Genomic DNA, 15626 nt, shown 5'->3' with positions numbered 1-15626 from the left:
CTATTTTAATAGTTGTCAAACTCTATTTATAGTTAAACAACTTATGGCAGATTTTTTATGTACATCTTACATCACTTTAAGTAAAGTTTATTTTACCATTAATCAATTTTGCATTACATTTGAAGTCTAAATAATTTTTTATGAAAAACTCATATTTATTTCCATTTAAATACAAGAAGCTAGGAATGCTTCTGTTTTTATTGAGCTTTGCTAGTTTAATTGCGGCCATTATATTTGATTGGTCACCAGAGGCTTTAACTGTAACCGTGTTTTCACCATTTGAGGATGGATTTTTAAAAGACATGACTCCTGGCCCCTATGAAAAGAATAATATTCTGGATGAGATTTTAACAGTCATTGCTATTACAACTGGTATGTTATGGTGTTTTTCTAAAGAAAAAATAGAAGATGAATTGATAGGTCTTATCAGAAAAGATGCGCTGATATGGGCAATGTATGTTAATTATGGTCTATTTATAATCGCTACCCTATTTATTTATGGATTCTCCTTTTTCAATGTACTTATGATTAATGTTTTTACGCCTATACTGGTTTTCATTATTAGGTTGGAGTGGAAAAAGTATCAACTTAAAACGGCGAGCGATGAAGAATAAATTAAAAGTATTGCGAGCCATGAATGATTTCACACAGCAAGATCTAGCAGATAAAATACAAGTAAGCCGTCAGACCATTAATACGATAGAAAAAGGAAAATATGTACCCTCTACACTACTTGCTTTAAAAATGGCTAGCGTTTTTAAAGTAAACGTATTAGAGATATTTGAGATGGAGGATAGTGACTGGAGCTGACACGTTTTTAACCAGATGCCTTATAAGAAGATAGATGGATCTGTATAGGGAGATAAGAAACAAGATACAGGAGATAGGTACGGTGTACGTCTCTGATATGGTTGATATGTGGGAAGTGGAGAGAAAAGAAATAAATTTGAAAAACAATACTTCTCATAGACAAAAGACATCATACCTAAGGATTTTTATTTATGTTTAAAATGGTCCCAACCTGAGTTGCTATACTTTGCGAGTTCAAAAAAAACAATTTAAAGTTCGAAATTTTTATGCTGAACTTGGAATTAATAAGCAAGCGTTACTTATCGTTAACAACTCTTAATTTCTAGCACTCGCCTCTATGATTTGCCTTAACTTTGCCACAAAACAAGTACCGTGCGTATAGATATCATCACCTTATTACCAGAATTGATAAAAAGTCCTTTTGAAGCTTCTATTTTAAAGCGTGCCATCGAGAAGGGTATCGTAGAAGTTTATATGCACGATTTAAGGAAATACGGTCTTAATAAATACAATCAAGTTGATGATTACCAATATGGTGGAGGTGCTGGAATGGTCATGATGATTGAGCCGCTGGATAAGTTGATCCATGAGCTTAAAGACGAGCGGGATTACGACGAAATTATTTACATGACTCCAGATGGAGTGACTTTAAATCAAGGAACAGCAAATCATTTATCACTCAAAGAAAATATCATGATCATTTGTGGTCATTATAAAGGAATCGACCAGCGGGTACGTGACCTGTACATCACCAGAGAAATTTCAATTGGCGATTATGTACTTTCAGGCGGTGAGTTAGGAGCTGCTGTTTTATGCGACGCCCTTATCAGATTAATTCCTGGCGTGATTAGTGATGAGACTAGTGCATTAACAGATAGTTTTCAAGACGGTTTGCTAGCTCCTCCCGTTTATACGCGTCCAGCAGATTATAAAGGACACAAGGTTCCTGACATATTATTGAGCGGCCATCTTAAAAAAATTGAAGAATGGAGAGAAGAAAAGGCTTTTGAAAGGACAAAAGAACGCAGACCTGATCTTTTAAATGAAGATTAACACGATAACTGGTGGAAATGATCTAAATTTACATTAGAATATTATTATGAAAAGAATTTTACTTTATATTTTATTAGGCGTTTTTACGTTTTCCTTCCATACTGCTGTCGCACAAAATGAGAGTGGCTATTCTATGGATAAAACAGTTACTCCAAAAGCAAAAGAAATCCTTACGATACTTACTAATCCAGTAAGAGACGGTTATTTGAAACTTACATTCACCAGTTCACAAAACAATGATCTGAATGTAACGATCATCAATTCATTGGGCAAACAAGTTTATAATGCAAAAAGAAGTATCAATAGCGATGCACAAATGTTTGATGTTTCTAAACTCAGTGCTGGAATATACTTCCTTAGAGTCAGCACAAATTCTTCGAATTTTGTAAAAAAATTGATCATTAGATAATCAATTTTAAAAATCACTTATTTTATTTGTAAATTACCTACAAGTTTGTATTTTTGCAGTTCGTAACTATTAACCTCTGACGATCATCGTGAATGTTGGTCATTACTCAAATTAATTAATTCCCATTTAACATGGAACAATTAGTAAAATTCGTTCAAGACGAATTCATAGAAAAAAAAGACTTACCTAAATTCTCAGCTGGAGATACTATAACTGTATTTTATGAGATTAAAGAAGGTGAAAAAAGCCGTACACAATTCTTCCGTGGAGTTGTTCTTCAATTAAGAGGTACTGGTTTAACAAAGACTTTTACAATTAGAAAAATGTCTGGCGGTATAGGTGTAGAACGTATCTTCCCTGTAAACTTACCTGCCATACAAAAAATTGAAGTGAACAAGCTAGGATCTGTACGTAGAAAACGTATTTTCTACTTTAGAGAACTTACAGGAAAGAAAGCTCGCATCAAAGAAGCGCGCAGAAAATAAATTTCCCAACTTACTTATTAAAAAAGCTGTCCATATCTGGGCAGCTTTTTTTATGCCTCAAAAATATGGGGTGTACCCGTGGCTTGTAATTATGTGGCTTTCGCGAAGGCGAAAACTAAAAAAACACTATCCGTTTAGTTCAAAATCACTACTTTGAGTGCTAAGCCTTCGCGAAAAGGTTTCAAAAACAGCAGCGTTGCTTTATATTTGCAGGCTGATCATTTTGATCGCAATTATGGGTCTCAAGTCCTATTTTTATTACTAATTTTAATTCTTATTCCATATGTCAGATCAACCTAAGATCATCTATACTAAAACAGATGAAGCTCCTTCACTTGCTACAGCATCCTTTTTACCTATCGTGAAAAAGTTCATCGCCCCAGCAGGAATAGATATTGAAACGAGAAATATTTCTCTTGCTAGTAGAATACTTGCTGTTTTTACTGAAAGATTAAAAGAAAATCAAAAACAATTGGATGCTTTGGCTCAATTAGGTGAACTGGTGAAACAACCAGAAGCTAATGTGATAAAGCTCCCTAACATATCTGCTTCTTTGCCTCAATTAATTAATGCTATCCAAGAATTACAGGCTAAGGGTTACGACATCCCTAATTACCCAGAAGAACCAGCGACAGATGAAGAAGAGAATACTAAAACACGTTATGATAAAATTAAAGGTAGCGCAGTAAACCCCATTTTACGCGAAGGGAATTCAGACCGTCGTGCCCCTAAACCCGTAAAACAATACGCGAAAAACAATCCACACTCTATGGGTGCGTGGAGTAAAGATTCAAAAACTCATGTTTCTACCATGACTGCTGGTGATTTTGCTCATAATGAGAAAAGCTTTACAACAACCAAAGATACTACTGTCCATATCCAACTTATCGATAAAGCTGGTAGGATTCATGTCCTTAAAAAAGACCTTTCTTTATTAAAAGGAGAAATCATGGATGCTACCTTTATGAGCAAAGTGGCTCTGATCAATTTCTTAGAGGAACAAATAGATGACGCTTTAGAAAAAAATGTACTTTTTTCTTTACACATGAAAGCTACTATGATGAAGGTTTCTGATCCAATCATATTTGGCCATGCCGTAAAAGTTTTCTTTAAGCCTTTGTTCGATAAATACGCTGCTGTTTTCAATAAGATAGGTGTAGATGTTAATAATGGACTTGGTGACCTTTTAAGTAAGCTTCACGTGCTTCCCGAATTAGAAAGAGAAAAAATTCAAGATGAACTGCGCGATATTTATAAGTTTAGACCACAACTGGCTATGGTTAATAGCGATCACGGAATTACTAACCTCCATGTACCTAGTGATGTAATCATTGATGCATCCATGCCGGCTATGATTAGAAACTCTGGGCAGATGTGGAATAAAGATGGGAAATCTCAAGATACAAAAGCTGTTATTCCAGATAGTTCTTATGCTGGAGTTTATGATGCAACCATAGAATTCTGTAGGGAAAATGGCGCTTTCGACCCCACTACTATGGGAACTGTCCCTAATGTAGGACTGATGGCACAAAAAGCGGAAGAATACGGTTCTCATGATAAAACCTTTGAAATTGGACTTGGTGGAACCGTACAAGTAGTGGATATAGACGGCACTGTTCATTTAGAACATGACGTTGAAGCTGGAGATATATGGAGAGCGTGCCAAGCAAAGGATGCACCTATCCAAGATTGGATAAAGCTTGCCGTTTCTCGTGCTCGCGCGACTAAAGACCCTGCTATTTTCTGGTTGGACGAAAACAGAGCTCACGATGCTCAAATTATTAAAAAAGTAAGCCTTTATCTTAAAGATCACGATATTAAGGGACTGGATATAACTGTTGCTTCTCCTATAAAAGCTACAGAGCGTACGTTGAGAAGAATGAAGGATGGTCTAGATACTATTTCTGTAACAGGAAATGTATTGAGAGATTATAATACAGACCTTTTCCCAATTCTTGAAGTAGGAACGAGTGCAAAAATGCTTTCTATTGTTCCTTTAATGAACGGTGGTGGATTATTTGAGACTGGCGCTGGTGGAAGTGCTCCTAAACACGTTCAACAGTTTGAAAAAGAAAATCATTTGCGCTGGGATTCTTTAGGAGAGTTCTTAGCACTTGCTGTTTCATTGGAACACCTTGCCATAACCTTCAAAAATGATAAAGCCCAAGTCATAGCTGATGCACTCGACAGAGCAACAGAAAAATTCTTGGCCAATAAGAAGTCTCCTTCTCGTAAAGTAAATGAACTCGACAACAGAGGTTCTCAATATTACCTTGCTACTTATTGGGCACAGGAACTGGCCGATCAGGAAGATGACGAAGAACTAGCAGCACAATTTACTCCACTAGCTAACAAGCTCGTTGAAAACGAAGAAAAAATCACTGATGAACTCCTCGCAGTACAAGGCAAACCTATGGATATAGGTGGTTACTACATGCCCGATCCAGCAAAGGAAGAGGCTGCTATGAGACCCAGTAAAACTTTGAATGAGATCATAGGGTAATCTCTATAAAAATATAAGTAAGACTCTAAAAATCCTCAAGCTGCGCTTGAGGATTTTTTGATTCCCGAAAGTTTGCCCATCAGAATATGTAAATTATAGTTGGCTGGTATATTGCGCATCTGTTTTTTAAATAGCACCAAAAAATCTAAATTATTTTTTGCGCTCCTGATCAAAAAATAGCCATAACTGGGTTATGTTTCCATTTTTATAAGAAATGAGGGCAAAAAATAAACGGTGGATATGCGATATTGGAAGGCTAAAATGCCAGCAGTAGCAACATAAAAAAAATCGACTTACATTTGAATCAATCCCGATCAAATGACTGATTATTATTCTACCCTTTACTACGCCTTACTGTACCTTCATCTGATCACTGTAATACCCTGCGTTTTTGTAGGAGCCTATCTGTTGCTATTTAGTAAAGGAACAAAATGGCACAGATCATTAGGAAAGTATTATATGATTTCTATGGCCATCACTGCCGTCGTTTCACTATTCATGCCAGCGATGGTAGGACCTCAATTCTTAGGGCATTTTGGGTGGATTCATTTGTTCAGTTTTTTGACACTTTGGTCAGTCCCGACGGCTTATATAGCTATAAGAAAAGGTCAAGTAAAGAAACATAAAATAAAAATGATCTTACTTTATATAGGAGCATTGATGATTGCTGGAGGCTTTACCTTTATGCCAGGTCGCTATATGTACGAAGTCTTTTTTGGCTAGGAAACTTTTTATTAATTCGCTTTCTATTTTATTCTAAACTAAAGTTGATACTCCACTTGGCTCCCTACCAAAGCGAGATCAAAGCTGTATTCTTTCTAATTCTAAATCATAAAAAAGGAAATGCCATTCGAGTATTTCCCTTTTTACTTTGAATAAAAGCTTGCCTTTTAATTAGCTGCAGGATACCAATCCATTAAAGTAACCTCTATGTTTTTATTTTTCTCATACACCAGAGACTTGAATTTCTCCACCTCTTGAAAACCTTCTGTGCCGCGATAATGATAAGGAATGACTTCTTTAGGTTGAAACTCTAAAACAGCGCTTGCCGCTTGATCAATATCCATGGTATAAGGTAAGTTCATACATACAAAAGCTTTATCTATATTTTTAAGTGCTCTCATCTCTGGAATACCTTCTGTATCTCCAGATATATAAACACGGTAAGCGTTTTTCTCTAGTACATAACCATTACCTCTTCCTTTTACATGCATGTCTAACCTGCCTTCTGTAAGATTATACATAGGAACTGCGGTAATTTCTATTCCTCTTATAGTTTTAGTTTCTCCATTATTGATAATATAAGTTGATTTTAAATCCACCATTTTATCAGCGACTGCTTGTGGGGTAATTAGGACACTTTTCCCTTTTACAGCGGCTAGTGTTTCTTCCTCTAAATGATCGTAATGCACATCTGTAATCAAGGTTACATCTGCAGCTGGCATTTCTTTAAAAACAGTCGTTCCACCTACAGGATCCACATAAATAATCTGTCCATCCCAGTCCATTACAAAGGTAGCATGAGATATAGGCATGATTTTTATATTGTTAGCCACTGCCGAAGTTTCACTTTCTAGCATTTCAGTAGCATTTCTTTCTCCAGCGACTTCTTCCTTGTTTTCCTTACAAGATATAGCCATCATAGAAACAGCCATTAATGTGATACCAATTTTTTTCATTATCCAATTTTAAATGTGATTCAAATTTACAATCTGCTATTTTCATTTCGTATAAAATAAAATTAAAGTTGCACAATTAAAATATAAAATATTGAATATCATAGCCTTAAAAACAATTCCAACCCTTTAAGTTTAAGTAGATAACCTTCCCCTAACACCATTCTGTCGGACAGCAAACACAATTGTAACACAAGCATTATATTAAAATTCCAAAATTAAGATGTCTTAGAAATAAATTTGAACCAACTTAAAAACATAAAAATGAAACCAAATTACCTCCTTTTTGCAGCTGCTGGGATACTGGCATTAACTGCGTGTAACGATGAAGAGTCCCTTAGAACAAATCCACAAGCTGATGAAGTTGTTCTTAGAGCACACTCTACAACTCCTAACTTTTTAAAAACTACGGCTGAATTTTCTTCTGTAAATGTGTATCCTATTCTTTCGAGTGCCGACCAGCTGATAGAAACACCTGAATTCGTTTATGGCTCGATGGCAGATGGATGTGGATTGATCTACAATGCCGATCAGGAAAACTACACGATTATCAATAACATCGAGGCAGATTATTCTATCGCACGCATCACTCTAGATAAAACCTTCAAACCCGTTGCAGGAGAATACATTCTTAATGCAGAGGCAACCGGATCTACCGCACAATGTTCTGGTTCTTTAATTACACCAGAGGAGCACGGTTTCGGCCCCTTGTACCTGTCAGGTGGAGAATGGGGCGGTGCTTCAAAAGGAGTTTTTGCAACAGAAGTCACCAAACATAGCTCCTCAAGAATGTTTCCAGAAATGCTTACCGCAATGGGACAGTGGAGTACAGAGAACGCTGTCGCCATCGGAAAAAACGCCTATGATGATAAAACAGTGGTGTTTATAGGAGATGATGATTCTGATGATAGTATTCCTTCTGGACAGCTAGGAATGTACGTTGGAGATCGTGGAGATCTTTACAATGGTAATCTTTATGGCCTTAAAGTAACAACCGCTGGAATTAACTTTGAAATGGACATGCAAGAAGGACAGTCTTATGATGCAGAATTTGTACAGCTTGATGAGAAAAATATAGACCTACTGGATGCAGAGGCTAAAACTAAAGGTGTAATGGGATTCTCTAGACTAGAAGACATCGACTGGAGACGTGGAAGTGATAATAACCAAAGAGAAGTTTACTTTGCAGTAACTGGTCGTCAGAGAGCTGCATTAGTCGGTAAAGGATCTCAATATGGTCGCATTTACAAGGTAGAATTAAATGATACAGACCCTACTGGACCTGCTAAAATCACTTGTGTTCTTGACGGCGATAAAATAGGTGGCAAAGCATGGGGATTTCACAGTCCTGATAATATTCTAGTCACTACAAACTATGCTTACATTCAAGAAGATCCTAATGGCTACTTTGATGATGCTGTTAGAACTCATTATGCAAGATTATATCAATACAACCTAACTACAGGAGTATTGAAAACCGTTCTAGAATGCGACCAAGTAAGTGCCGCTGCCGCAGGAATAGGAAGTGAGACCAGCATCTGGGAAATCACAGGAATGATAGACGTTTCTGATCAAGTAGGAATAGACGGAACATTTATGGTGATCACACAAAATCACGGTTGGGAACCTGCAGACGGTAGTGCCTTCTCTGATCCTAACGCTGTAGGTGATGTTGCCAGTAGCCGTAAAGAAGGAAGTATGTTGTACGTTTTAACCGGACTAGACCGATAAGATGGGTTTACTGACCTCCACTTTATTAAAGAAGACCTGTTTGATTACAGGTCTTCTTTTGTTACTGATCTCTTGTAATCAGGAACAGAAGGAATATGTTGAAAAAATAGATCTACAACCGTCTTCTGCCCTCCAAAAGATGTATCTAAACGACCTGCAAAATTGTGCTCATTATATAGATTCTTTAACCCTAACTTCTCATATCGACAGCCTGAGAGATTATTTCAAAAAAGCACGCACAGAGTTTAAAAAAATAGAGCCTGTACTGTCTTTTAATGATCTGAACAACTACAACTTTCTGAATGCACCTAATATTCTTAAAGTAGAAGAAGAAGACCTTACAGATATTAAAATAAACGAGCCGTGTAGCTTTCAGACACTAGAAGAAGAACTTTTCAGCGATACACCAGAAATTGAATCTGTACAGAAAATAGCCGGTAAAATCCATACGAGATTGCTGGTTCTTTTAAGAAATACAGACCTAGAGTTTTTTAAACCCTACCATGTTCTTTGGTTGGTACGCAAGCAATTCATACGTACCGCCACTACGGGAGTTACCGGTTTTGATTCTCCTGTTTTAGAAAGTAGTTTGATGGATGCAGTTACTGCTTTCGCGAAAGCGGAACAAATATTAGAACTCTACGACCATAAATTTACCAATAGCAAGCTCAAATCCTCTTGGAAAGAAAAATTCAACCAATCCGAACAGTTTTTAAAGAATGGCAACTTTGAGGATTTCAATAGGTACGAGTTTATTAAGTCTTATATCGATCCAATGCTCGTTTTGTGGAACGACACCGCAAAAGACTGGAAAGTAGCGTTCCCTCTGCAGATGGCTATGGATAATAATGCTTCCAGCTTATTCTCTAAAGAAGCACTATCACTAGACTTTTTTGCAGATCAAAAAGTAACACCGCTTACAGAAGAAAAAATTGCATTAGGAAAACGCTTGTTTAATGACCCACAACTATCCACTTCTAAAACGGTTAGTTGCAACAGCTGTCATAAAAGCGAGCTGGCTTTTACCGATGGACTTGTTACACCTTCTGGATTAAATCGCAACAGTCCAAGTCTTACTTATAGTGCTTACCAACAAGGTTTTTTTTATGACAAGAGGGCTGGCAGTTTAGAAGGCCAGATCGTTTCGGTTATTAATAATTCACAAGAATTTCATTCTGATCTTAAAAGTTTTTCAGCACATATTGACACAGATGTTACTTACCTCAAAGACTTTAAAAAAGCCTATGCTACCCCTATCAGTCAGCATGCGATAAGAACTGCTATTGCAGATTATGTACGCAGTCTCAATTATTGGGATTCAAAATGGGACCGCAATATTAGAAATGAAATCAACACGTTAACGGCTTCAGAAATTAACGGTTTTAATCTTTTCAATGGAAAAGCAAAATGTGCTACCTGTCATTTTGCACCCGTGTTTAACGGTACTGTACCGCCAGATTTCATGGAAACAGAAATGGAACATATAGGAGTACCTCTAATAGCCACTACAAAAAATGCGATCATCGATCCAGATCTAGGAAGATTTGAACTTTTTAAAACAGCAAATAGAAAACACTTCTTTAAAACACCTAGCATAAGAAATATAGCCCTTACGGCTCCTTACATGCATAACGGAGCCTATAAAACACTGGAAGAAGTTATAGAATTTTATAATCTAGGCGGTGGTTCCGGTATAGGAATAACAGACCAAGAGTTCCAGACCTTACCCGCAGATTCTTTAAACCTAAGCAATCAAGAAAAAACAGACCTCATCAACTTTATGAAAACACTTACAGACGAAGAGTTTTTAAAAAAGGAATATGCTGAGAATTAAAACTGTGTGTAGCTCCTCTTAAAGCGCATCTTTTACACATGCGCTTTTTTACTTTATAGGATACAAGTCTGCTAATGCTTCACCTTTCTTTTCCTTCTAAAGATTAAAATTTTAAACCGCAACTACGGCTGGGATTGAAAATAGTGCCTTGATTAAGGAAAAAAAGATGATTTCGTTAAACCTATCTCTATGGCGCATAACAAACAAGCACATAAAAGCCCACACAAACTATCAAAGCAATCACAGATCGCCCTATATATTTTCTCTGTACCTCTTTTATCAAAAGCGTACCTCGCTCAGAAGAGCGCTCTTTCCGATTCGTTTTTTGAAACTCCTTTCTAAATGCAGATAAATTCTTAAACACAAATAACAACCAAAAGACCGCTAGAAAAACAGGCAAAAAGGCAAACTGCCAAGAATCAAAGAGACGTAAAACAAGAGTCATAGCTATGGAAGATCGTTTACTAAAGTGGCCAGCGCTTTCCCTACATGGTTGTCATAACCATATCGAGGTGCTGCCTCACAAATATGAATGTACTTAGGGAATTCTTGTGCTTGATTAAGAATCTCATTTATGACAACCCTCAATTCTTGAAACAAATAACCTACTGGGGATTGCGCACTAGAAGGAAAATGTGCCACTACATCCATGTCTATTTCTAAAGCAAAATTATTGGAATCAATATGCTCCATTGCTTTTTGAACTTCTTTTGTAAAAGCTTTACTGCCATTAGTATAAGAAACATAATTGATCCGTTCATTCGCATCTATAAAATCAATCATCGGCTGACTCAAATAATTTTCTTGAATTCCCATCATGTAATAGTTTTTCAAATACCCTTCTTGAATCGCATGAGTAAATCCATTACCACTATGTCTTCCTTTTGCGACTCTTAAATCCGTATGTGCATCTATATTAATGCAATCCACAGGCGTAGAATAACCACAAACTCTCAATAAGGGATAGCTATTATTATGCCCTCCGCCTACAACTATAGGTATTTTACCCGCGGCTATAATTAAAGAGGTAATGTCACTAACTCGTTGATCGAGTAATTTTACAAGATCGCTTAATTGTTTTCTTTCTCTAGGTATAGAGCTGTCTAAATCGCGAGCTTGTGACATCAAATCATTGGTCGTTACCTGTCCCAAAACACAAAATCTACTCCCATCATTTAAAGTGGTTTGCTGTAAACCCATAAAAGACTTTAAAAAAGAATCCCAAGCCTCGCTCGCTCCTGCTCGACCCATATTAGCTCGCACTCCTATATCTTCCGGAATACCGATGATCATATATTTTGTTCTAAGCTCAGAAATCTTATCGAGATCTTCACAAACTTCTATCGCTTGAGCAAAAGAAATAGAGGTGTCTTCCGATTCAAGACCATCCATAAGATCTAAATCCTGCCTGCTAGAAACATAAGTGGCTCTTTTCTCTTTTGTGAAAAGTGTAAAATGTTTATTCATAATTATAATTCATACCTGTTTTTCTTATGGGTGACGTCCTTCTTTTTAATTGAAAAAAATTAAAATATACATCATCTATTAAATTTTTCCACGACTTGCTTTACATATCAAAAAGTCCTTTTCTTTGGAACGGATTTAGGATAGGACACAAATCTCCATACCTTTCTCTATTATTATTTTAAGAAATAACGTGGCTCTTTCCTTTGCGCTGTATTAAGCTCGTCTAAGTGAAGAGGATCTAGGCCCTACCACATTTTGCTCCACATCATTAAAAAAATGTCTCTTCCTTATAAAAAGATGGAGGATAGGCATTACATAAACCTTCCATCCACCATTACCCGATCGATAACTACCTGTCCAAAATTATAAGGGATAGCAGCCATACTTTCTATATTTTTAAATATCATTAAGTTGGCTCTTTTTCCTTTTGTAATACTACCCACCTCATCCTGAAGCTCTAATGCATGCGCGGCATTTATCGTTAACGCATTAAAAGCACGTTGTGGTGTCATCTTCATTTTTATACAGGCTAGTGAAAAAACAAAATTCAAATTTCCAGAAGGGGTACTTCCAGGATTGTAATCACTAGCAAGTGCCACTGCAATATCTCGATCTATCATTTCGTTAGCCGGAGCATAATCCAAACCTAGAAAAAAGGAACAACTAGGCAAAGCAGTAGCGATCGTTTTTGCTCCAGATAAAGCATCAAAATCTGCCGACTCCATAACCTCTAGATGATCCACACTTACTGCCCCGGCTTTAACAGCAGCATCAATCGAACCTAGAGATGTAAACTGATTCACGTGTACTTTGGCTTTTAAACCACAGGCACTTCCTGCTTCAATAATACGCAGCATCTCCGCTACAGTAAAGTAATTTTTCTCACAAAACACATCTATATAATCGGCTAGTTTCTCTTGAGCAATAACGGGAAGCATTTCTTGAATAATCAATTGGATATAGGCTTCTCTGTCATTTTTAAATTTCAAAGGAACTGCGTGTGCTCCTAAAAAAGTGGCTTTTATTGGGATGATATGATGGTTATTGGTTCCGCTTTTGCGCAAGCGGGATGCGACTCTTAATATTTTCAATTCACTTTCTACACTCAATCCATAACCACTTTTAATCTCTATAGCTGTGGTTCCTTGTGCCACTACTTGATCCAGTCGCAAACGCGCTTGATCAAAAAGCTGGTCTTCGGTCATGTTTTCTAGGGCAGCAGCACTATTGAGAATACCACCACCTCTTGCCGCTACCTCTTCATAGGTAAGACCGTGAATCCTATCTTCAAATTCCTTCTCCCTAGTACCCGCAAAAACAAGATGTGTATGACTGTCCACATAACCAGGGGTGATAATTTTTCCCGTGCAGTCATAAACTTCTTCGGCGGGATGAGAATGAAAATCCTCCATACTTCCGTAGTCTTTAATCCGCCCATCTTCTATCCATAAATACGCATTTTTAATGGAAGGTAATTCATCCATTTGATGACCACGCAAAGGCTGGTTGGTACGTTCTCTCACTTGCACTAATTCTTTGATATTTGTAAAAAGTATGCTCATGGTGTGAAGGTAATTAACTCTGAAATAAGAAAAGTAACTTTAACCCAGCTTTTCTGCGCTAAGTGCAACAAGTAATTTTCACTTTTAATTTACATTTATCCATTGCAATCTTATTAATTTCGGCAATATGAAAGAAAAACAAAACCCTAACTACGTTTGTGTCCATGCAGGACAGTTAAAAGACGAAGTATACGGCGGCGCAACGGCTCCTATATATACCTCCACCGCTTACGATTATCGAGGAGAAGGCACCAACTTGTACCCGCGGTATTTTAATACGCCCAATCAAGTAGCCTTAGGTAAAAAAATGGCAGCACTGGAGCATACAGAGGCTGGAATGATTTTTGGAAGCGGCATGGCAGCAATAAGCGCTGTATTTATGGCTTTCTTAAAAACAGGAGATCATATTATTCTACAAAGGGCTCTTTATGGCGGTACTGCTCATTTTGCAGCAGCAGAATTTAAAAACTTAGGTATTGAATACACGATGATAGAGCATGTAGATCAGGAGAGTTTGAGCTTGAGTTTGAAGCCCAATACTAAGATGGTTTATATAGAAACACCTAGCAACCCTTTACTGGAGATTACTGATATGGCTTTGGTTTCCGCTTTCGCGAAAGCGAACTCCTTAACAACAGCCATCGATAATACGTTTGCATCACCGATCAATCAGACTCCTGCCGATTTTGGAATAGACATCATTCTGCACAGCGCGACTAAATATCTAGGTGGGCACAGCGATATTTGCGCAGGTACCGTGAGTTGCAGTCAGGAACACATAGAGAGCATATGGAAAACGGCAAAAAATTACGGAGGCAGCCTAAGTGATCAAACTGTTTGGCTTTTGGAAAGAAGTATAAAAACACTGGCACTACGAGTAAAAAGACAGTCTAAAAACGCTAAGAAGATAGCTGTATCTCTAGAAAAAAATCCAAATATCAAAAAGGTTAATTATCCAGGACTAAAATCACATCCTCAGCACCAACTTGCTAAAAAACAAATGAATGCATACGGCGGTATGATGTCCTTTGAATTAAAAAACCACATCGATCAGACCGCTTTTCTCGAACGGCTTGAAGTTATTTTTCCAGCTTTAAGTCTTGCTGGTGTGGAGAGTACCATTCTAGCTCCTACAACTACTTCTCACAGTTTACTCACGCCAAAAGAAAGAGAGGAACAAGGGATATCAGACGGTTTATTAAGATTTTCAGTAGGAATTGAAGAACCCAGCATTCTTATAGCCGATCTTGAAAATGCGATGAAGAAGAGTCGTAAAAAGAAGTGATTGCTAATTATATGCTGAGATAAATAAATTTATTTTGAAAATTAAGGCTGATTTCCTTCCCACCTAATTCAGACGATCGTAGTTTACAGACGAAAAGGAATGAATAAATTAAAATAATAAAGGCTTCTTTCCTAAGAAAAGGAAAGGTGGATAAAAGGAGCGGTAGCGAGTTTTAGTCAGAAAGGTTGAAAGATGTTGGTTTACAACTAAAATGCTATTCCATAAAAAAAGAACACTTTCAACATCCTGATACATTTTAGAAAAAAAAACACTTATGAAATTAGACATACTAGCTATAGGAGCGCATCCAGACGATATAGAATTAAGCTGCGCAGGAGTTTTACTTAAAGAACAAGCTGCTGGAAAAAAGACAGGAGTTCTAGACCTGACCAGAGGTGAATTAGGCTCCAGGGGTAGCGCAGAAATTAGAGACCAAGAAGCAGCAGCAGCAGCAAAAGTATTAAAGCTTTCTGTAAGGGAAAATCTTGCTTTTAAAGATGGTTTTTTTATGAATGATGAAGCCCACCAATTAGAAGTTATAAGAATCATTAGAAAATACCGTCCAGAGATCGTTTTGTGCAACTCCATCAAAGACCGGCATCCTGATCATGCAAAAGGATCTGAATTGGCTAGTGTGAGTTGTTACCTTTCGGGACTTCAACGTATTGAAACGACCTTAGAGGGCATCCCTCAAGAACACTGGCGACCTAAACAGGTGTATCATTATATACAATGGCTAGATATAGAACCTGATTTTGTTGTGGACATTACAGGATTTATAGATGCTAAAATGGAGGCTGTACATGCTTAC

General features: G+C 37.2%; 14 protein-coding genes. 11 read left to right on the top strand and 3 right to left on the bottom strand.

All coding sequences use genetic code 11. The features are described 5' to 3' along the window. Positions 1-140: 140 nt before the first annotated feature. The 7 genes from ACJAT0_RS05345 to ACJAT0_RS05315 all read left to right on the top strand — a co-directional run bounded on the left by ACJAT0_RS05345 (position 141) and on the right by ACJAT0_RS05315 (position 5983). Complete coding sequence (locus ACJAT0_RS05345; RefSeq protein ID WP_415180819.1) at positions 141-614, top strand: hypothetical protein; 474 nt, start codon at positions 141-143, stop codon at positions 612-614. Beyond that, positions 604-810 carry a helix-turn-helix transcriptional regulator gene (locus tag ACJAT0_RS05340; protein ID WP_415180818.1) on the top strand — a complete coding sequence of 69 codons (207 nt, stop codon included), beginning with the start codon at positions 604-606 and terminating at the stop codon, positions 808-810. Before ACJAT0_RS05345 ends, ACJAT0_RS05340 begins: the two co-directional genes overlap by 11 nt. 372 nt (positions 811-1182) lie before the next feature. Next, on the top strand, positions 1183-1863 hold the full coding sequence (trmD, locus tag ACJAT0_RS05335; RefSeq protein ID WP_415180817.1) for a tRNA (guanosine(37)-N1)-methyltransferase TrmD: 681 nt from the start codon (positions 1183-1185) through the stop codon (positions 1861-1863). Between the two features lie 46 nt (positions 1864-1909). Then, positions 1910-2272, top strand: a complete 363-nt coding sequence (locus ACJAT0_RS05330; protein WP_415180816.1) for a T9SS type A sorting domain-containing protein — start codon at positions 1910-1912, stop codon at positions 2270-2272. Positions 2273-2403: 131 nt separating this feature from the next. Then, on the top strand, positions 2404-2757 hold the full coding sequence (gene rplS / locus ACJAT0_RS05325) for a 50S ribosomal protein L19 (RefSeq protein WP_374004039.1): 354 nt from the start codon (positions 2404-2406) through the stop codon (positions 2755-2757). A 283-nt stretch (positions 2758-3040) separates the two neighbouring features. Further along, complete coding sequence (locus ACJAT0_RS05320) at positions 3041-5260, top strand: NADP-dependent isocitrate dehydrogenase (protein WP_415180815.1); 2220 nt, start codon at positions 3041-3043, stop codon at positions 5258-5260. 318 nt (positions 5261-5578) lie between these two features. After that, a complete protein-coding gene (locus tag ACJAT0_RS05315) occupies positions 5579-5983 on the top strand; it encodes a DUF2306 domain-containing protein (RefSeq protein WP_415180814.1) in 405 nt (134 codons plus the stop codon). A gap of 167 nt (positions 5984-6150) precedes the next feature. Here ACJAT0_RS05315 and ACJAT0_RS05310 read toward each other — a convergent pair whose 3' ends face one another. Then, entirely contained in the window at positions 6151-6939 is a 789-nt protein-coding gene (locus ACJAT0_RS05310; protein ID WP_415180813.1) for an MBL fold metallo-hydrolase, read from the bottom strand. A gap of 261 nt (positions 6940-7200) precedes the next feature. On the opposite strand from ACJAT0_RS05310, the gene ACJAT0_RS05305 reads away from it, so the two are divergent. Further along, positions 7201-8667, top strand: a complete 1467-nt coding sequence (locus ACJAT0_RS05305; protein ID WP_415180812.1) for an alkaline phosphatase PhoX — start codon at positions 7201-7203, stop codon at positions 8665-8667. Between the two features lies 1 nt (position 8668). Further along, positions 8669-10501 (top strand): cytochrome-c peroxidase, encoded by a 1833-nt coding sequence (locus ACJAT0_RS05300; RefSeq protein WP_415180811.1) that lies wholly within the window; start codon positions 8669-8671, stop codon positions 10499-10501. 447 nt (positions 10502-10948) lie between these two features. On the opposite strand, the gene ACJAT0_RS05295 is transcribed toward ACJAT0_RS05300, so the two are convergent. Then, positions 10949-11968, bottom strand: coding sequence for a formimidoylglutamase (locus tag ACJAT0_RS05295; RefSeq protein ID WP_415180810.1), 1020 nt, complete (start codon positions 11966-11968; stop codon positions 10949-10951). Between the two features lie 311 nt (positions 11969-12279). Beyond that, entirely contained in the window at positions 12280-13530 is a 1251-nt protein-coding gene (hutI, locus tag ACJAT0_RS05290; protein WP_415180809.1) for an imidazolonepropionase, read from the bottom strand. A gap of 127 nt (positions 13531-13657) precedes the next feature. Here hutI and ACJAT0_RS05285 point away from each other — a divergent pair, with 127 nt between their 5' ends. Together ACJAT0_RS05285 and bshB1 are read left to right on the top strand one after the other, a co-directional pair. Then, positions 13658-14815, top strand: coding sequence for a trans-sulfuration enzyme family protein (locus ACJAT0_RS05285; protein ID WP_415180808.1), 1158 nt, complete (start codon positions 13658-13660; stop codon positions 14813-14815). Positions 14816-15089: 274 nt separating this feature from the next. After that, positions 15090-15626 (top strand): bacillithiol biosynthesis deacetylase BshB1 (gene bshB1, locus ACJAT0_RS05280; RefSeq protein WP_415180807.1); only part of this gene is annotated, 537 nt, incomplete at its 3' end.

The sequence above is a fragment of the Nonlabens sp. genome (assembly GCF_047636915.1).
Classification (GTDB): domain Bacteria; phylum Bacteroidota; class Bacteroidia; order Flavobacteriales; family Flavobacteriaceae; genus Nonlabens.
Note: the sequence above shows the minus strand (reverse complement) of the source record. Positions and strands in the feature narration are given on the sequence as shown.